Source organism: Paenibacillus fonticola DSM 21315 (assembly GCF_000381905.1).
Taxonomy (GTDB): Bacteria; Bacillota; Bacilli; order Paenibacillales; family Paenibacillaceae; genus Fontibacillus; species Fontibacillus fonticola.
The window spans coordinates 252,963-270,997 of the sequence record NZ_KB907245.1; the positions used below are offsets into that span (position 1 = coordinate 252,963).

The 18,035-nt window shown below is 53.3% G+C and carries 17 protein-coding genes; 5 read left to right on the top strand and 12 right to left on the bottom strand.

The genetic code is table 11. The features are described from left to right. Nucleotides 1-17 precede the first annotated feature (17 nt). Nucleotides 18-1,835, bottom strand: coding sequence for a vWA domain-containing protein (locus G358_RS0101105; RefSeq protein ID WP_019635353.1), 1,818 nt, complete (start codon nt 1,833-1,835; stop codon nt 18-20). 342 nt (nt 1,836-2,177) lie between these two features. Between G358_RS0101105 and G358_RS0101115 the strand changes: the two genes are divergently transcribed. Both G358_RS0101115 and G358_RS0101120 read left to right on the top strand, forming a co-directional pair. After that, nucleotides 2,178-3,131 carry a hypothetical protein gene (locus G358_RS0101115; protein WP_019635355.1) on the top strand — a complete coding sequence of 318 codons (954 nt, stop codon included), beginning with the start codon at nt 2,178-2,180 and terminating at the stop codon, nt 3,129-3,131. Further along, nucleotides 3,121-4,947 (top strand): hypothetical protein, encoded by a 1,827-nt coding sequence (locus tag G358_RS0101120; RefSeq protein WP_019635356.1) that lies wholly within the window; start codon nt 3,121-3,123, stop codon nt 4,945-4,947. Before G358_RS0101115 ends, G358_RS0101120 begins: the two co-directional genes overlap by 11 nt. A gap of 666 nt (nt 4,948-5,613) precedes the next feature. Here G358_RS0101120 and ssuE read toward each other — a convergent pair. Continuing rightward, complete coding sequence (gene ssuE / locus G358_RS0101125; protein WP_019635357.1) at nt 5,614-6,168, bottom strand: NADPH-dependent FMN reductase; 555 nt, start codon at nt 6,166-6,168, stop codon at nt 5,614-5,616. A 332-nt stretch (nt 6,169-6,500) separates the two neighbouring features. Here ssuE and G358_RS0101130 point away from each other — a divergent pair, with 332 nt between their 5' ends. Together G358_RS0101130 and G358_RS32820 are read left to right on the top strand one after the other, a co-directional pair. Next, complete coding sequence (locus G358_RS0101130) at nt 6,501-7,424, top strand: SDR family oxidoreductase (RefSeq protein WP_026341987.1); 924 nt, start codon at nt 6,501-6,503, stop codon at nt 7,422-7,424. A gap of 90 nt (nt 7,425-7,514) precedes the next feature. Further along, nucleotides 7,515-7,676 carry a hypothetical protein gene (locus G358_RS32820; protein ID WP_157274220.1) on the top strand — a complete coding sequence of 54 codons (162 nt, stop codon included), beginning with the start codon at nt 7,515-7,517 and terminating at the stop codon, nt 7,674-7,676. A 244-nt stretch (nt 7,677-7,920) separates the two neighbouring features. Here the strand turns inward: G358_RS32820 and G358_RS0101135 are convergent, their stop codons facing one another. From G358_RS0101135 to G358_RS0101160, 6 genes are all read right to left on the bottom strand, one after another. Then, a complete protein-coding gene (locus G358_RS0101135; protein WP_019635360.1) occupies nt 7,921-9,606 on the bottom strand; it encodes a bifunctional ADP-dependent NAD(P)H-hydrate dehydratase/NAD(P)H-hydrate epimerase in 1,686 nt (561 codons plus the stop codon). A 324-nt stretch (nt 9,607-9,930) separates the two neighbouring features. After that, entirely contained in the window at nt 9,931-10,569 is a 639-nt protein-coding gene (locus G358_RS0101140; RefSeq protein ID WP_026341988.1) for an NAD(P)-dependent oxidoreductase, read from the bottom strand. 521 nt (nt 10,570-11,090) lie between these two features. Then, nucleotides 11,091-11,474, bottom strand: coding sequence for a DUF1634 domain-containing protein (locus tag G358_RS0101145; protein WP_019635362.1), 384 nt, complete (start codon nt 11,472-11,474; stop codon nt 11,091-11,093). Between the two features lie 3 nt (nt 11,475-11,477). Further along, nucleotides 11,478-12,311 (bottom strand): sulfite exporter TauE/SafE family protein, encoded by an 834-nt coding sequence (locus tag G358_RS0101150; RefSeq protein WP_019635363.1) that lies wholly within the window; start codon nt 12,309-12,311, stop codon nt 11,478-11,480. A gap of 61 nt (nt 12,312-12,372) precedes the next feature. Next, a complete protein-coding gene (locus G358_RS0101155) occupies nt 12,373-12,831 on the bottom strand; it encodes a GNAT family N-acetyltransferase (protein ID WP_051107622.1) in 459 nt (152 codons plus the stop codon). Then, on the bottom strand, nt 12,794-13,495 hold the full coding sequence (locus tag G358_RS0101160) for a DUF421 domain-containing protein (protein ID WP_019635365.1): 702 nt from the start codon (nt 13,493-13,495) through the stop codon (nt 12,794-12,796). Before G358_RS0101160 ends, G358_RS0101155 begins: the two co-directional genes overlap by 38 nt. A gap of 161 nt (nt 13,496-13,656) precedes the next feature. Between G358_RS0101160 and G358_RS0101165 the strand changes: the two genes are divergently transcribed. Next, nucleotides 13,657-14,589 (top strand): hypothetical protein, encoded by a 933-nt coding sequence (locus tag G358_RS0101165; RefSeq protein ID WP_033403663.1) that lies wholly within the window; start codon nt 13,657-13,659, stop codon nt 14,587-14,589. A gap of 158 nt (nt 14,590-14,747) precedes the next feature. Here G358_RS0101165 and G358_RS0101170 read toward each other — a convergent pair whose 3' ends face one another. The 4 genes from G358_RS0101170 to G358_RS0101185 all read right to left on the bottom strand — a co-directional run bounded on the left by G358_RS0101170 (nt 14,748) and on the right by G358_RS0101185 (nt 17,976). Beyond that, a complete protein-coding gene (locus G358_RS0101170) occupies nt 14,748-14,972 on the bottom strand; it encodes a YezD family protein (protein ID WP_019635367.1) in 225 nt (74 codons plus the stop codon). A gap of 58 nt (nt 14,973-15,030) precedes the next feature. After that, entirely contained in the window at nt 15,031-15,891 is an 861-nt protein-coding gene (cysW, locus tag G358_RS0101175) for a sulfate ABC transporter permease subunit CysW (RefSeq protein WP_019635368.1), read from the bottom strand. A 122-nt stretch (nt 15,892-16,013) separates the two neighbouring features. Beyond that, nucleotides 16,014-16,844 (bottom strand): sulfate ABC transporter permease subunit CysT, encoded by an 831-nt coding sequence (gene cysT, locus G358_RS0101180; RefSeq protein WP_019635369.1) that lies wholly within the window; start codon nt 16,842-16,844, stop codon nt 16,014-16,016. A gap of 67 nt (nt 16,845-16,911) precedes the next feature. Next, a complete protein-coding gene (locus tag G358_RS0101185) occupies nt 16,912-17,976 on the bottom strand; it encodes a sulfate ABC transporter substrate-binding protein (protein ID WP_026341989.1) in 1,065 nt (354 codons plus the stop codon). Between the last annotated feature and the right edge of the window lie 59 nt (nt 17,977-18,035).

Genomic DNA, 18,035 nt, shown 5'->3' on the forward strand with positions numbered 1-18,035 from the left:
ACGTTTCCCCCTCAAAATTATACCAGGTACTCTATGAAAATGGTCTTATCGATCTGCTGCAGCGGCAGCGTAATCCGGTCCCCGCTCTTCAGCTCCAGTCCCGCGCTCGCATCCACGACCCGTCCGGACTTCTCAACCGGAACAGCCGAACCGTTGCGCAGCGTGATCCGGTCTCCCTTCGCCGGGGTAAAGACGACTTTCTCCGTCTCCTTCAGCTCCGGCGCAAGCTGCAGCAGCTGATGCAAATTGAACTTGCCCTTGAAGGCGGTCAATTTCTTATATTGCGGGAACGACTTCTCGTGCGTATTTTCATCGCGGATTTCAATGACGATTTGCCCAACGAAGCCGCGGTTCGCCTTCTTCACGGCCGCCGCAATGAAGTAAGCGGCTGCCGCGAGAACAGCTGCGGCTATGGCCGAGATGACGACGGTAAGCCACGGAAACGGCTTCTCTTTCTCCGCCTCGGGGGCTGCCGGCGTTGTCGGTTTGGTTGCCCCAGCACCCCCGGAAGCAGCTTTGGCGCTAATCGTCACCGGCTCGGACTCCCGGTAGAAGCTGCGCTCCTCAGCGCGGATCTTCAGCTCGTAATCATGGGCTTCGGGAATTTCGAACGTCCCCTCGAATTTATCGCCCGTGTTGTTCAGCTTGATTTCTTCCGTCTGGCCGCTGTCCAGATCCTTCGCGAGCAGCACGGCGTTCATATTTTTGTACAGCTCGGCGGTTTGCAGCTTCTGGCCGTTGCTCGTCAGATACGCTCCGATCTGCACCTTATCGCCGCGCTTATGGCTTCCCGCCGCAATCGGCTCCATCTCCAGCTCCAGGTCGTAGTTGAAGATAAGATTAATGTCGATTTTATCCTTGGACGCCCCCTTGACCCGCAGCTTCCAATCGCCCTCGGACGGACTTAGCATCTTAATGAGGGAATAGCTCTTCGACTTCGACAGCAGCACATCATTTGACGGAACGGCCACTTTGTCCCCGGCGGGGTTCACCAGCTCCGTCTCGACCGGCTGTGCCGATATGATCGAAATGTTCGCCTCGAGCACGTTCGCATTCGGCACGTTGACCGTAACCTCCTGGAAGCTGCCGGTACCGGTCATGCTCTGGATCGGCACGATCTTCAGCTTCAGGTGGCTGGCGAATATTTCGCTAAGTATGCGCGGAAGGTCATCCGCCGTGCTGGTCGAGAAGGACTTGGCGGCCGTCTGGTTCGCCAGATCCTCGAGCGGCGCCTTGTTCAGCTTGCCATCGGCATTCAGCCCGATCGTATAGATCGGAATGCCGGCGGCCTTCGCTTCCTCAACCGCTTGATTCAGCTCCTGGTCGGAGGCGCTCTGCGTACGCCCGGAGCTTTTGTTGAAATCATTGTTGCCGTCCGCAAGCAGGACGATCATCGGCTCGTGGCTTGGGTCGGAGCCTTTTTGCAGCACCTTGACCGCTTCCTTGATCCCCACTGCGATATCGGTGTATGGCCCCCTGTCGAGGCCGTCGATGAAATCCTTCAAATCCTGCTTATCCCCGGGGGTTTTGATCTCAAGCAGCGCCTTCTCCCGCTGGACTTTGTCCGTATAGGCGATAATGCCTACCTTGTCCCCCTGCGCGGACAACATGTCGATGAACATCTTCATCGCCTCGTTGCCGACTTTATTCGAGTCGCTCGTCTTCATGGAGTTGCTGACGTCGATGACGAGCACCGCATCGATTCGTGAGCCGGGCTGCCCCCCCTGCGCTGCCGGCGCCGCCCCGTAAATCTCAGAGCCCAGCGTAGACATGAGTAACCAAAAGACTATGAAAGCCGTTAATATACGTAAAGACTGCTTATAACGCTGCTGCATAATTGTGCTCCTTTATTTTAATTTCAAATAGTATAATTGCACTATAATCTTTAATCATTGTAATCAATATTCATTAAAAAAAGGTTAAGACGTTGTGAAAATTAGCTTTGATCCTTCGTCAAAATCTACCAAGCTAATCGTTGTTCATATGATATAATTAATACCTTCATAATTCAATTACGAAAGGAACCTGTGTATGGTTACATACGGATGCCTGACCCTTTTGTTTCTATTCACTATTGTGAAGTCCATATTCTATTATACGCGTAAAGACCATATTATCGCCCCAGAAGAAATAGAAACGCAGCTGCTGCAGCTTATTAACCATGAAGAGAGTGTGCCATGAATAAGAAGAAGAATATCGTACTGCGCCCTCCAATAAAGACGAAATATGTCTATGAAAAGTTAAGATGCTGTAAAAATTGCCATAACTATACCGCGCTCCGGGAGGAGAAGTGTACGACCTGCGGCAAGCCTGCCCTTACTTCGGTTCAGGAGCTGGCACATAAAGCGGCCAAGCGTTCTCTGAGCAGTGATCTGCTGCTGGTCCTGCTGCTGACGCTGATCGCGGTCGTGTTCAGTCCTACCTTTCAGCTCATCGCCATTTCGGCGGCATCCGGGATTGCCATGATCACCCTGCTTCTTGTCGTGCAGCGCAAAGCGCTGGCGAGCCGGACCTCCATCGAGCTAAGCAAAATGTTCGTCCGCGACCGGGAGCGCATCACAAGCGGCCTCGTACGCAATCTCGAGATCGCTGCGGCGCAGGAGAACGAGGCCCGTTCCTACGAATTGATGCGCGAGGTCGCCGTACTCATTCGCAACGACCATATTCGCAAGGTGCAAATTCTCCTGCTGCAATCCCTTGTGCTGCGCAAGGATATGGATCTGGAGCTGGAACCGCTGCTGCTCGCGGATTTCGATCCCGAGCTGGCCGCCTACATTGGTGAGCTTGCCAAAATCAAGCGGGAGCTCATCAAAGACCGGACCTTTCAATATGTCATCAAATACGAGCAAAAAATTGCGGCGATGGAACACGGGGATGACATTCTTGCCGGTGTAGCGGGTGCAGCGGTGAGAATGAAGCGCTATGTGCTGGCCTATGCAAGCTTCCTGGCCCGTTATGCCCGCAAGCTGCCCAAAGACCGGTTCCTCCGGCTGTACCGGATCGTCACAGAGAACCCCGATTTGAACTGGGGCGCATTAAAAGCGGAGGCAGCGCGGATCTATGAGGAGAAATACCAATGGGATGCCGATTTTCAACAAATAAAGCCGAGGTCTGACATACATGACGTATAAAAAATGGTTAACCCTGCACCATCTGCTCATTTTATTATGTGTATTAACGATTCCGCTGCTTTTATACAAAGGAATAGGAATTTCCAAAAAACTGAACACGATTCAGCAAGCGGAAGCCTTATATGAGGAAAAAAATCTGCTCGACGCCGAGACTTTATACCAGAAAGCGCGGAACAACAAGACGATTCGCTATAAAGAAGAGCTTATCGCCTCCCGGCTGGAAGAGCTCGCGCCGATTACGGCGATGAAAGAAAACCTGTCCGATATTCTGGACCAAGCATCCGCGGCTGCGCGGAGAGACGATTTCGAGCGTCTGATGAGCGCATATGCCGACCTGCAGCAAGTCCGCGGCAGCTATATGACGCCCGAAGGGCCTTACAGCGAGTATAGCGAGTACTACAAACAGGTCTCTGAGCAGTTCGGCATTTCCCATAGCTTCATGGATTATTTCAAACAGTTCCGCAATACGCTGCTGGAGGAACCGGAGCGCAATTTAGCGAACGGCAAATATGACGATGAGTCATTCAAATGGAAGCTGCTGCGCATGCCCGCCCATTTTTTCGGAACGCAGCAGCAGTGGCTCGATGAACTGAATGCGGTTTTCAAGCAATATGATGAAGCCAAACTGGAGCGGATTGCGGCGAGCGGATATATCGAGGCCATGCTGCAGAACGCTTCGTCCATGGTGAAGCAGTATGAGGCCCATGAGCACGAGGCGCCTTGGGTTATAGCCAGGACGAACGAATTGATGGATTCATTGCTGAAAAAAGAATGGGACAACAAGGATTACGCTGCCTTTGCCCTGCATTCCCGCCAATTCGAAACGTTCGCCAGCTCCGCGAGCCCGCGCTCCAAAGTGTTGGCCTATGCCAAAGACGGGATTGCCAAACTGCTCCGCTCCGCCAAAAAAAGCACGGCCAGCGGAAACTATCAGGAAGCGATTGACCTGTATACAGCGCTCGGCAATTACCAGGATACCAAAGCGGAAATCCGCGCGACCGAGCTGGCCTGGACAGCCGCCGAGCCGGTGCGTCTGCTGCCGGTTCACGGTGATGGGGAAGGTTATAAGCATTTTTCCGGGGGCACGAAAAAATTCGGCTCGAACGTTTACGTCGCCGCGACTGATGCGGGCAACCAATTGTTTTTTGGCCGGATGAACAGCGAGGAAGGCGTGCAAATTTTATCGAATCGCGACTTGGCTCCCCATGCCGAAATCCGCAGCCTGCGTATTGACCCGATTTTAAGCAGTTCGACCATCCCCGTTGTGGTCATCGAATCGGACTCGGCGGCGCGTGAGAGACTGTATACTGCTTTCGAAGTGCTGGAGGATCGTATTAGGGTGATGTTTTCGATCGAAGCGGACGACTTGATTGTTCAGTATGACGATACGCTGCATGTCGTGAACCCGCACGGTGAGGGCGAGGGCGAAACGGCCATATATGTCCGCTACGGCGATCACTTTGAGTTTACCGGAGTCAAGCAAACTTATGTAGATATTTCCGCCGACAATGTCGCCCTCTATCCCGGCACCCTTGTCCGTTTCACCAGCACCGTTGCGTCCCCGGGAACCGGAGAAGTGCTCGCTTTTGGGGAGAATAGCTATGTCATGCTGCAGGGCGATTTCACCTTCTACGAAGGAGAAGCCACGGTCACCGGACGCTTCACGCATTACACCGAGCTGTATATGGAATCCCAGCAAAGCGAAACCACCGAAGAGCAGTACATCGGCTCGCCTGATGACTCCATCATCGTTGGCCAGCCTGCGGGACAAATCATACGCATCCCTGTCGTCAAGGTGGAGTCCGTGAAGCAATAAAAGGGTTAAAAGACTGTGAGGGCTCGGAGTGGTTTTTATGCTTGAGGAGCTCCGTGTGCTTGAGGCGTTCCGTTTGCTTGAGGAGTTCGTGTGCTTGAGGCGTTCCGTTTGCTTGAGGAGTTCCGCAGATTGTCAGGATAAGCTATTTAAATGTATTTCATGCAGTTAGCTCATCGGTTTTGGCCTTTTAGAGGGAACTAACTGCAAAACCTACATTTATTCTAAGCTATTTCGAAGAATTAGCTCCGTTCAGATAAACTAACTGCACGTTTTCCAGTTGACGCATGTATTTTTTTAAAAAGTGCTTAACTAGCTGTATAAAATACATTACTTTTTTAATTACCTAGTAAAACCAGGGGATGGATAGCCGCCACCAACGATCTAACCATATCTAACAAACCATCGGTCCAACAATCAATGTGCTGAATTAATGAAACAAAGCGCTGCAATATAAAAAAACCGCATTCTTGTTGGGGTAGACTCCATTTTTAAAAGACCGAGCCGAAAATGCAGGAACTCATCCGAATTTCTTCATCGTCAAATAACGTCGGAGAATACTGGAATACTGCACTATTGCCTTATTGACGAGTTTCAACAGACTTAAAAAAAGCTCTAAATCGTTCATTACGAATGATTTAGAGCTTTTCTAACTTTAGCTTGCTGGAATTACTTCAAGGCCGCATATTGGATGCGCCGTTTGGTCTCTTCAGCCAGTTCGGTCACATTTTCCTCCAGCCGTGTAATCAACTCCTCGCTGATCTCGAAGCCGCCTTGTTCCGTACGGGCGATATAAGCATCTACCGCGTATACCCCGCCCAAAATATGCCGCGCCCCAAGCGATGATAACACCGGTTTGAGCGAATAGTCGATCGACAGCAGATGCGCGAGGCTTCCGCCGATAAAGAGCGGCAGAATGATTTTGCCGGCCAGGCCTTTTTGCGGGACAAGATCCAGGAACGTCTTCAGCACTCCCGTATAAGATGCTTTGTACACCGGACTGGCAATAATGACGGCATCCGCTTCGGCCACAAGCCCGTTCGCCTTCACGATCGCTTCGCTCTCGAACTTCGTATGAATGAGATCCTCTGGAGGAAGCTCGCCCACATTGACATGGTTAACCTCAAAGCCTTGCTCCTGCAGCAGCTGATCCGCCAGCTCAATCATCGCTGTCAACCGCGAGCCGGGCGTTGGACTGCCGTTTACAATCGTAACTTTAGGCATAATCTATATTCTCCTTTACTAGTTTCGTATTCACTCGCTATTTTAAACCGTGCTGTTATCCAGTATCGTACGATTTAACTGGTTCATGCCCAGCAGCAAACACTGAAAACCGTAATGGCGCTGCGCTACAATGTCCGGGCACGCAATTCCGATTAAATCACTCTACTTTCAAAAAAATGCTATCAATATTTTAAGTAAAAGTCAATCACCAGCACGTTCATCTAGGCATTCGCATATTTATACTTCAGTTGAAATATGATGATCTGGAGGTTTTTATTTTGAATATTGCAAGCAAGATGAACCCCATATATTCCGGCGCACCGGCACCTCAAATGCATCCTCTTTTTACAAAGCACGGGAACCCCGTCTATCCCTATTTCGTCAAAGAGACTGTATGTAAAGAACAGCCCATCGCTTTTCCGCCCCAACACCAGCCTTTTCAGCCTGGCTTGGAAAGCCTGATGAACCCGAGACCGATCTCCGAAAATCCAAATTATCACGGCAGTTGTAAGCTGAAGGGCAAAGTTGCCATTATTACAGGAGGTGACAGCGGTATCGGCCGGGCCGTCTCGATCGCTTTTGCCAAAGAAGGAGCCGACGTCGTGATCCCCTATTTATGGGAAACGTCAGACGCCCTGGAAACGAAAGCCCGCGTTGAAGCGCACGGCCAGCGCTGCCTCCCTATCAAAATCGATCTCCGGTACAAGCAAAACTGCGAAGCCGTCGTTCATGAGACTATACGTACATTCGGCCGTCTCGATATCCTCGTCAATAATCATGGCGTACAATACCCTCAGCAAAGTATCGCCGATATTTCGGAGCAGCAGCTGTATCAGACGTTCCAAACGAACATATTCCCGTTTTTCTTCATGGTTCAGGCCGCACTGCCCCATTTGTGCGAAGGAAGCTCGATTATCAACACCGCCTCCATCACGGCTTACCAGGGTCATAAAACACTTATCGACTATTCCTCCACAAAAGGAGCGATCGTCTCCTTCACCCGCTCCCTATCGCTCTCACTTATCGACTGCGGCATTCGCGTCAATGCCGTAGCCCCGGGTTCGACCTGGACGCCGCTTATTGCCTCCAGCTTCAGTGCGGAGGAAGTGGCTGTCTTTGGTACAGACGCACCGATTAAACGGGCCGCCCAGCCGTATGAACTGGCTCCAGCTTACGTATATCTGGCCAGCGACGATGCCAGCTACGTTACAGGAGAAGTTGTGCATGTGAACGGCGGAGCAATGGTCACGACGTAGAGTTGCAGCATTTCACTGGGGTTGGCCACGGCCACCATCGTGGAGGCCAGATACTGCGAGCTGGAGGCCTCACACCGGGCAGTAAAAGCCGTGGCTGAAAACAAACTTGCGATGCCGTACCTTGGCCTTAAGCTGCTTGCTAGCTGTGCACCAAGCCAAGAGCTGCCTGCGTTGGCCATATTAATTGAGGCCCGTGGGCTGCATAAGGCTGCCTGCCACCAGCGAAGAATTGCTTGCGTCGACGTATTGTGAGTCGGGGACGCTTAAGGCGGCAGGCCGTGGGCAGCGAGTTGCTCGCGTGTTCATACGGCGAGCCGTGGGCTGCTGTTTAGTTCGCGGCATGCCCAGGGCCGGGAGCTGCTTACGCGGGCGTATCGCGAGCGCGAGTCGGGGGTACAGCACAAGTAGGCGTTCCACGAACGAAAGGCTCTGGCGGCCGCGTACCACCACAGGCAGCTTTCGATGCATCCGCAGCATACACCAAAGCCAACAAGCGCTACAGCGCCTCGATGATGTCTCCGGCAATCAGGGAGCCGGATGACCACCGCGCCGAGGCGGCGCGCTCTCCGGCCAGGCCGTGCAGGTAGACGCCGAGCGCAGCGGCTTGAATCCCGCTGAGGCCTTGGGCCAGCAGCGAGGCGATGATGCCCGTGAGCACATCGCCGCTGCCTCCGGTCGCCATCCCGGGGTGACCGGTGGTGTTGACGTAGACGCGGCCGCCAGGGTCCGCAACGACTGTGCGGGCCCCTTTGAGCACCAGCGTCACGCCGTGCTGCGCGGCGAAGCGGCGCGCCAGGCCGAGGCGGTCCCGCTGGACCTCGGCCGTGCTCAGCCCGGCGAGCCGGGCCATTTCGCCGGGATGCGGCGTCAGCACCGTCGCCGCGTCCCGGCGCTGCCACGCTGCCAGGCCTCCGGCCGCAGCGAGGATGTTCAGGGCATCCGCGTCCACGACAAGTGGACGGGGGATGCCCTCCCACAGGGCGCGCAGGAAGCCCGCCTCGCCCGGGAAGCGGCCCAGCCCCGGGCCGACGGCGAGCACATCGCGCGCCTGCATGAGCCGCAGCACTTCGTCTGCGGCGCCCTCGCTCCACGCCCCGTTCCCGTCGTCGGGAACCGGGGCGGCCATGAGCTCGGGCACGGCGCCTGCCGTGTGCGGCAGCAACGCCGCGGGCAGCGCCCACGTGGCCAGCCCACAGCCGGCGCGCAGCGCGGCCTTGGCCGAGAGCAGCGCAGCGCCGCTCATCGGCAGGCTGCCTGCGGCCAGCAGCACGTGCCCGTACGTGCCCTTGTGGCCGTCCGCCTGGCGGGGACGGTCCACGCTAACCCCAAGCTCGCTCCACAGCGTCGCCTCGGTCAACAGCTGCCCTGCCCCGCTCACATGCGGAGGCAGATCAGTGGGAATGCCGATATAGCGCACCATGACCTCCCCTGCTGCCTCTGCTCCCGGATATTGGGACAGCCCCGCCTTCATGAAGGCTAGGCTGACCGTCTTCCGGGCCCGGATGCACGGGTCGTGCAGGCCGCCTGTATCGGCGTCAAGGCCGCTCGGGATGTCTGCCGCGATGATCGGCAGACCGCTTCCATTCGCTTCGCGGATCAGGGAAGCGTAAGTCCCTCGCGGGGCCCCTTTCGCGCCCGTGCCGAGCAGCGCGTCCACGATCCCGGTGAAGCCGGAGAATGTCCCGGCTTCACCGGGCGTGTATACCGATCGCGGCAGGCCCAGCCTTTCCGCGATCGCGTGCTGCGCCGCCGCATCTCCGCGAAGCGATTCCGGCGGCTCCGCATAGAGCAGGCGGACGTCAACGCCCGCGTCCGCCAAATGACGGGCACAGACCAGCCCGTCCCCCCCGTTGTTGCCTTTGCCGATCAAGATCAGCCAACGTTCCCCGGCCAGCGCCTCTCTATCGCCTGTATCCGAGCGGATCTCCTCCCGGGTAGCTTGGGAAGCTTGCATGGCATCCTTGGCATACGCCGGGCGCTTCTGCCCATTCCATCCCCATGCAGGGTACTGCCCCGGATGACGGCATTCGGCTGTACGCAGGCTTTTAGCGCGGCAATAGGACAACACCTCCTCGGCAATGGCTCGCCCGGCGTTTTCCATTAAAACCATTGCCGGGATGCCCAACATCTGTATTGTGTACTGATCGATCTCCCTCATTTGCTCCGAAGTGACCAATTGCATTGCATATTCCCCCCCCCTCGCTTGCTAGCCTGCTACTGCTTTATTGCTATATTCATCATAAGTATGCCAGCCGCATCTTGCTTTATCGCGATTCACCATAAGCATGCCAGCAGCATCTTGCTTTATTACGATTCACCATAAGCATGTCTGCGACATCCTGCTTTATTGCTATTCATCATAAGCATGTCCGCGACATTCTGCTTTATTGCTTACATCATAATGTTGGACACGCCTTCCTGCCAATCCCTGATCATCCCAACATGTACGGTCTCTTTACCTGCCCGGATTTACTTGTTCCATTCATTTCAACATCTCTATTCCAGACTAATACGCAACCGTAAACCTCGCCTCGGGAAACTGCGGGTCTTCGGCTTCATCCAACAGGGCGACAGCATAATCTTCGACCGAAATGCGGCTCTGATCCCTTTCGTCCGTAACTAAACGATTGAGGCCGATTCGGAATTGTCCCGTGCGTTTTCCCGGCTCGATGACAGCCGCCGGACTTAACACCGTCCACAGCAAATCGGTGGCTTTGTAAACGTGGTAAGCCTCCTCATGCGCTCTCGCCAAAGGACGGATCTCCTCTGGAAACTCCGGGGTATCCATCAGTTGAACGCCGGACTCCGTTTCCAGCCCCCCGGCTCCGCCCACGACGATCAAACGGCGAACGCCTCCCCGCTTTACGCCCTCCACCAAAGACCGGGCCGCTTCCGGCAGCTCGTCCTCCTGTCCAAACTGCGGGCCGTAGGCGCTAATGACAAGGTCCTTCCCCTCCACAGCCTGTGCAATCGATTCAGGCATTAGAATATCTCCGGTCAGCAGATGAAGCCGCTCCTGCCCCGCCTCATCCCCAAGCTTAGATGTATTGCGTACTACGGCAGTCACTTCATGTCCGCGCCGCAGCGCCTCCGCCAAAATGGCCTTGCCGATCGTGCCTGTACTGCCGTAAATGACAATTTTCATTCCGAACGCCTTCTCTCTTCTGGTTTTGATGGTGCTTTCTATTATAATTATCACAAACCGCCTCGGATCAAACGTTGTCGGCGGCCCGGACAACAAAAAAAGCCTCTTCCAGGCGCATAGGAGCTGACTACGCCCTCGATCGCGAGAAAAAGTCAGTCTCCCGCTTTGCGGAAGTGGCTTTGTGCCTAAAGCTGATGTATATAACGCTAAAACTGGGCGTAATCAAGAGTTAGACTGCTGATTGCATAAAGCTAAAGCTGGGCTAGAACCATAAAATTAAACTGCTTAAGGCTTAAAAGTTAAGCTGCTGAATCAAGAAACTAAGCTGCTTTAGTTTTGTTAAGCCGCGCTAGATCAGGGTATTAAACTGCTCTAGGTTAAGATCTAGGTCAATATCTAGGTCAAGATGCTAAGCCGTGCCAGCCTTAAGAAGTAAGATCCGCTTAACCAAAATTTAGCCCAGCCCAATTTAGCCCAGCATTAGATCAGGATGTTAAGCTGTTAAGCTATCCCAAACCAAGTCAGGTACCGACCTTGCCGAGCGCAAAGCTAAGGGCCAGAATGATCAGGACAAGAACCGAAATTAGCACGAAGCGGTAGTCCTTCTCATGGATGAACGCGAACATCGAGACGAAGACGCGGAATACCGGAGTCAGGATGAGCAGGATCAAGCCAGCTTCGATAATGGCTACGGACTTCAACTCCACTATGCCTCGGAGAATTTCCGGCAGGCTCGTCGGGAAGGTATCCCCGGGATAACCGCTGTCCCCGGTAACGAGAAACAGAACCAGTCCGACGACGATCACGAGGCCGGCCAGCACGATGCCGATCCGCAGCATTTTGCTGATGGCGATTTCGACCTCTGCCGCCCGGTCCTGACGGCTTGCTTGTTGTTGCTCCGCCATTGGTTATGCCCCCCATCCTTGATAGATCATTTGACAGGCTACGTAGATCATAATCGGAATGAACAGCTTGCGGATCGTTTTGCTTTTCATCCGCTGCATGATCCTGGCTCCGATTGTCGCTCCGATCAACACACCGAGAGCCACCGGGGCCGAAATGACAGGAATGATATCGCCGCGCAAAAAATAGATTCCCGCACTAGCCGCGGCGGTGACCCCCATCATGAAGTTGCTCGTCGCCGTCGATACTTTAAGCGGCATTTTCATAAAAACGTCCATCGCCATCACCTTGAAGCTTCCGCTGCCGATGCCGAGCAGTCCGGATACTACGCCGGCGCCGTACATGACGCCAAAACCTTCGTACACCCGGTCCACGTTATAGGTAATATTTTTGCCAAGCGCTTTATCATAGTACTCTCCGCCAAGCCCCAGCTTCTCTGCCACGGGATGCTGCGGGACGTTCACGGGGATTTCCTCCTTGCCCTTCTTCACCATCGCATAAGCCGAATACAATAGCAGCAGGGCAAAAATGTAATACAAGAAATTCGGTGCAATTAACGCCGCGAGAAACGCTCCCGTAATCGCCCCTACCGTCGTGGCAATTTCCAGGAACATGCCTACCCTCACATTCGTGATTCGGTCCCTTATGTAGGCTACGGCCGAGCCGCTGGAAGTCGCGATAACCGAAATCAGACTGGCTCCGATCGCATGGTTAATTTCCACGCCGAACAGCAGTGTCAGTGCCGGAGTAACGACGATTCCACCACCAAGACCAAGAATGGAGCCTACAATTCCGGCCAGGATGGCAATCAACAAAATTTCAATGACAGTGGCAGTCAAACAGACATCTCCTTTATTTATGAGTTCAGGGGATCATGCAACAAGCTCAGCTCATGCTGCGCTATTGTGATATTCTCAAATACATCCCGAGAGACGCCGGGGCCGTGTACTGGAAGCCATATTTCAAATACAGCCTGTCTGCCGGCTGATCGGCAATGAGGCTGACATAGGCTTCCGGCGGCGCCTCTCTAGCCAGATAGGCCATGATCTCGTCCATGACGAGCCTTCCAAGCCCTTGCCCCTGATAATCCGGACGCACGGCGATATCCACGATTTGCAGAAAACAGCCCCCATCGCCTACAACTCTTCCCATGCCGATGAGCTCATTTTCAGCATACAAGCATACCGCAAAAAGAGAGTTGCCCAAGCCGACCCTGATTCCCTGCTCGCTTCGCGGGCTTAAACCCGCTTGGCTTCTTAGGGCCGCATAATCTCCAGCATCCGGAATCTCCCTTACTACACGAACTTGCTCCCGCTCCACTCTAATTCTCCCTTCCGTTCCGCTGCTGCGGCACCACATAAAGGTCCTCGTCTTCCTTCCACTCCGCATAGGCCACGTCCTCCAACCGCTCATAACCGCTCTTCTCCAGCAGCCGCTGCAGCCAGGCTTCGTCTTTGCCGATCATTTGCAGGCTTGTGTGGTCGACCACGCCGTTCTCTACCAGGCAGTAAGAGAGGCACGCCTTCTCATTGAAGGTGTCCAAGCCGAGGTCCTTACGCTTGATCGCTTCCTCCTGCGGCCTCTTCATCACGCTAAGCGTTCCGTTAGGTTCAAATATAGCATAAGCGACCTCGCTTATGAAGAAGACTTCATGCTGTCTAAGCAGCATACGCAGCTGATCGAAGTCCAGTCCGTTTTGACGCATATGCCGGAGATCCACCTTGCCGTCGCGGATGATGATGGACGGCTTCCCGTCCAGGAAGCCGCGGGCCCGCTTCACCTTCTGCGATATTTTTTCAAATACAAAGGACAAGGCTCCCCATAAAAACAATGCAAAGATCAATTCCGAATAATTGATGTCTTCGGCATATATCGTCTCCCCGACCAGGTCGCTCAGCATAACGGAGGAAACAAAATCGAACGGCGTAAGCTGGGAAATTTCCTTCTTCCCGAGCAGGCGTGTCAGCACCCACAGCCCAACGAAGCCGATAAATATTTTCAGCGCGATTTTTCCAATAACCATGTAAATCCCCCCAAAAGTAAGGTAGTGCTCTCTATATACCCACTTTAGGAGGATCTTGATTTGCAAAAAAATTGCGCTTCGTTGTTTTCCAAATCTGCCGCTTGAAAAACGCACCTGACGTATGCAATAGTGGAATGAGGAATATCGAAAGGGTGGTACAGTTGTCACTTTCTGAATGGATAGCGTCACTTCATCTGCATAACCCAATCGCTATGATCGTTGCCGCAGCGCTCATACTGTTCATATGGCAATACAGCGCCTCCAAGCAAAGAACTACATATAAAAACAACCTGCGGCTGGAACGGCTACACCGAAGCCTGGAACTCTACACCGCTGCTATAGGGGGACTGCTTCGTGAAGTCGGAGGCAGCGGCAAATCTTCTCCTCAGGAGCATGCGCTTTTGGTTGATCGATTGTTGGCTTGTAAAGCTGCACCGTATGCTACAGACGATTTATCAGCACAAGTTACAGCCTATACGATGAACGAGGGGGATATGACCCGTCTTACCCTGCTGTTAAGGTCGCTGGAACGTGAAACCGAGCGTCTGGAGGATGAGCGCCATATGCTGCTTAACCGTATGGAGAAACCCGGATGGGGATGGTCTTTATGGCAGCAAATTCTCCACACGCTGCCTTTCGTATTTACAACGTGCTTATTTCTGCTCGTCCTTTGGTTCATCGGCTCCCTGTACCAGCTTCCGGTTCTAACGAGCGATCCGGCGGCCGCTTTATATATTTGGTCTCGCTTCCTGTCTTGTCTGTTCGCCTTGCTGCTGTTGTATCCCTTTCTCCGGGGAGGGCGCAGAGAAACGTCAAGCTCTCTGCTCCAGCGCTGGCTGGCCGTCATCATCGCTTTGGCGGCTCTGCTTCATATGACAGGCCTGCAATGGGCGCCATACGTGTTCACATTGCAGCTGCTGCTCTTTCTGGCGGGCTTTCGATTCAGCAAAAACAAGCCGCGTAAATCCCGGCCCTTCGCGGGGCATTATTTCGAAGCGGCGGAGCTTGCCTCCCTGGAAGCACAGCTTGCCGGACTGCCGGACTCCGAAAGTGATACTGTACGGAATCCGGATACGCCTCATCACCTTAAATGAACATGTCGTAAATGGAGATGTACTATGAAACAACCCCGATGTTCAAGTTTTTTCCGGGTCTTAAAGGCCTCGAAAATCACTTGGGTTCGGGGTTGTAATTCAGGGTTGTATTTATTTATTCTTAATCTCATACTTTCAAAAACCAATTCAATGCCGAGTTATCTCGTTCCTGACTGCCGCAAAGCTCTGGCTGCATTCCGTGAATTCCCCGAGGATTTGGCAGAACTGGAAGCCCCTATTTCGTACCGCTTCCGCTCTGTGCGCTCCACTTGGACGATTTGTCCTTCATGGACGACAATGTTGAGCGATCCGAATTCCATTTCATCTAGCAATCCTGCGATCCGATCCAGCCATACATCATCAACCTTTAAAGGTTTTGCCATTTTTACTGCCTCCCTCTCCCCGGCGATTCAGCCTGTAAATAATGAATAAAATGAATTTTCAGTGGTTGCTTTTACGTGTAAACCAGCTTTTAAACAAAAGCGTGACAAGTGCAAGCAGCAGCAATAACGAGGCTACAGCGAACGAGGCCGAGAACTGGTACTCGTTGTACAATATTTCAACGTGCAGCGGAAGCGTATTCGTCTCGCCCCGGATATGGCCGGAAACGACGGACACGGCGCCAAACTCCCCCATCGCTCGCGCATTACACAGTATAATACCGTAGAGCAATCCCCATTTAATATTCGGAAGCGTAACTTTCCAAAATATTTTAAAGCCCCGCGCTCCAAGCATTACCGCTGCCTCTTCCTCCTGCTGCCCCTGATCCTCCATTAACGGGATCAATTCACGGGCGACAAAAGGGAAGGTAACAAACAAGGTCGCTAAAATAATGCCGGGCAGAGCAAAAATAATTTTCAAATCATGCTCCTGCAGCCATGGGCCAAACCAGCCGTTTGCCCCGTACACCAATACGTAAATTAAGCCGCCGATCACGGGAGATACAGCAAACGGAAGGTCGATTAATGTTACAAGCCATTGCTTCCCGCGGAACTTGAATTTCGTGATCGCCCATGCTGCGGCTACACCGAATATCGTGTTTAGCGGTACGGTAATGACAGCGACAAGCAGCGTTAGTTTTAGCGCCGACAATGCATCCGGATCCGAAATGGCCTCGATATAAACTAACCAGCCCTGTTTGAGGGCTTCGGTAAGAACGACAATTAAGGGCAATACGATAAGCCACAGCAATACGAGTACTGCCGCCCCGATCAGAATCCACTTCACGGCGCTAGACTCATTGGTTTTGCGCTGTCTGGCCGTGGAAGGCCTGTTTGTTGATAGCGGTACTGAGCCAGCCATTTCTTAATCCCCCTTGACACTTTAATACTCTGATACTTGAAACTGGATAACAATATCTGCCGAAGCCATTCCTTGATCGGCCAGCTGGTCAATTGTAATTCGCCTCCCGCCAGTCATCGCCATCACTTTGCAGTTTTACGGATTTTCCGCTGCAAGGAATTGATGAGCAGCAGCAGCACGAATGAAATCAGCAGCAAGATGAGCGCCACAGCTGTAGCACCGGCATAGTCGAATTGCTCCAGCTTCGACATAATAAGCAGCGGAGCAATCTCCGTCTTCATGGGCATATTCCCGGAAATGAAGACGACCGAGCCATATTCCCCGATGCCGCGTGCAAAGGCCAGGGCAAAGCCGGTCAAAAGCGGCGGCAGCAGCTCAGGCAGGATGACGGAACGAAACGTTCTGAACCGGCTGGCGCCAAGCGTCGCCGCCGCTTCCTCCACTTCCGTCTCCAGCTCCTGAAGTACGGGCTGAACTGTTCTCACGACAAAGGGGATTCCTATGAACATGAGGGCCAGCGTAATGCCTATGGGCGTGAAGGCGATTTTTATCCCTAGCGGTTCGAAAAGGGAGCCAATCCAGCCGTTAGCCGAATAAATCGCTGTCAGCGAAACCCCCGCCACCGCGGTAGGAAGGGCGAATGGAAGATCAATCATCGCATCAAAAATACCTTTGCCAGGGAATTCATAGCGAACGAGTACCCATGCGATCAACAGACCGAGCACGGTATCGATCAATCCCGCTGCCGCAGCGGTCAGGAAGCTGATTTTATATGAAGCAAGCACACGTGAATCTGTCGCGACATCCCAAAATTTCTCCCAGGTTAGACCTGTAGAATTCAGCAGCAGCGCAGATAACGGAATCAAAACGACTAAACTAATATAAAGAACGCTGTAACCCATCGTAATCCCGAACCCGGGAAGTACTCCGCGCTTTGAAGTGCTACTGTGCATACCTGTTCATCCTTTCTACCTGCGTCCCCAATCTCGCGTGAGGACGCTCCTCCGTTTGTCCGGTCGGTTATTTTGGCGCATAAATTTGCGTGAATATGCCGCCATCGTTAAAATGCTTCTCCTGGGCTGCAGCCCATCCGCCAAATAGTTCATCAATAGTAAACAGCTTAATTTCCGGAAAAGCATCCTGATACTTGCTCTTTACACTGTCCAGCACTGGACGGTAGTAATTTTCAGCCGCAATCGTCTGGCCTTCCTCGGAATACAAATACTCCAGATAGGCCTCGGCTACCTCGCGGGTGCCTTTCTTGTCAGCATTTTTATCTACAACAGCTACAGGGGGCTCGGCAAGAATACTTTCCGACGGGTAGATGATGTCGAATTTATCTGGTCCCAGCTCTTCTACAGACAGCCAGGCCTCGTTCTCCCAGGCGAGCAGCACATCGCCAAGTCCGCGTTCCACGAACGTCGTAGTGGCTCCGCGGGCCCCGCTGTCCAGTACGGGAACGTGTTCATACAGTTGCTTCACGAACTCCTGCGCTTTCGCCTCATCATTATTGTTCTGATGCAGCGCGTATCCCCATGCCGCAAGATAGTTCCAGCGAGCTCCGCCAGAGGTCTGCGGGTTAGGCGTGATAACCTCGATACCATCCTTGATCAAATCGTCCCAATCCTTGATGCCTTTCGGGTTGCCTTTGCGAACGAGGAACACGATCGTCGAAGTGTACGGCGAGCTGTTATGTTCGTACTTTTGCTGCCAACCCTCGTTAATCAATCCCGCTTTCTGGATCGCATCGATATCATAACCGAGAGCTAGTGTGACGACATCTGCATCGAGCCCGTCGATGACTGCCCGGCCCTGCTTGCCTGAACCGCCGTGTGACTGCTTAATATTTACCTTTTGGCCCTTCTCCTGCTCCCAATGAGCAGCGAAGGCTTTATTAAATTCCGTGTACAGCTCCCGGGTTGGATCGTAGGATACGTTCAGTAAAGTGATCGCTTTTGCCTTTCCGCCCTCTCCCGAAGCACTGGCATCCGTACCGCTCTTGCTGGCGTTTCCGCAGGCCCCGACAACCAAGGCCATAGCCAATACAAGACTTACCCCAACCCATTGCTTCAACACTCTCTTCATCTCCAACTCACTCTCCCCTATTCTTTCTTTGGAAACCAGATCTCCGTGAACCCCAATCT

What these genes read in the sequence shown, in the direction of transcription:
- G358_RS0101185 (WP_026341989.1), bottom strand. Translation starts at nt 17,976, where the DNA reads ATGAAGAGAGTGTTGAAGCAATGGGTTGGGGTAAGTCTTGTATTGGCT.
- G358_RS0101105 (WP_019635353.1), bottom strand. Translation starts at nt 1,835, where the DNA reads ATGCAGCAGCGTTATAAGCAGTCTTTACGTATATTAACGGCTTTCATA.
- G358_RS0101155 (WP_051107622.1), bottom strand. Translation starts at nt 12,831, where the DNA reads ATGTGGTGCCGCAGCAGCGGAACGGAAGGGAGAATTAGAGTGGAGCGG.
- cysT (WP_019635369.1), bottom strand. Translation starts at nt 16,844, where the DNA reads ATGCACAGTAGCACTTCAAAGCGCGGAGTACTTCCCGGGTTCGGGATT.
- G358_RS0101130 (WP_026341987.1), top strand. Translation starts at nt 6,501, where the DNA reads ATGCATCCTCTTTTTACAAAGCACGGGAACCCCGTCTATCCCTATTTC.
- G358_RS0101135 (WP_019635360.1), bottom strand. Translation starts at nt 9,606, where the DNA reads ATGCAATTGGTCACTTCGGAGCAAATGAGGGAGATCGATCAGTACACA.
- G358_RS0101140 (WP_026341988.1), bottom strand. Translation starts at nt 10,569, where the DNA reads ATGAAAATTGTCATTTACGGCAGTACAGGCACGATCGGCAAGGCCATT.
- G358_RS0101145 (WP_019635362.1), bottom strand. Translation starts at nt 11,474, where the DNA reads ATGGCGGAGCAACAACAAGCAAGCCGTCAGGACCGGGCGGCAGAGGTC.
- G358_RS0101120 (WP_019635356.1), top strand. Translation starts at nt 3,121, where the DNA reads ATGACGTATAAAAAATGGTTAACCCTGCACCATCTGCTCATTTTATTA.
- ssuE (WP_019635357.1), bottom strand. Translation starts at nt 6,168, where the DNA reads ATGCCTAAAGTTACGATTGTAAACGGCAGTCCAACGCCCGGCTCGCGG.
- G358_RS0101160 (WP_019635365.1), bottom strand. Translation starts at nt 13,495, where the DNA reads ATGGTTATTGGAAAAATCGCGCTGAAAATATTTATCGGCTTCGTTGGG.
- G358_RS0101170 (WP_019635367.1), bottom strand. Translation starts at nt 14,972, where the DNA reads ATGGCAAAACCTTTAAAGGTTGATGATGTATGGCTGGATCGGATCGCA.
- G358_RS0101115 (WP_019635355.1), top strand. Translation starts at nt 2,178, where the DNA reads ATGAATAAGAAGAAGAATATCGTACTGCGCCCTCCAATAAAGACGAAA.
- cysW (WP_019635368.1), bottom strand. Translation starts at nt 15,891, where the DNA reads ATGGCTGGCTCAGTACCGCTATCAACAAACAGGCCTTCCACGGCCAGA.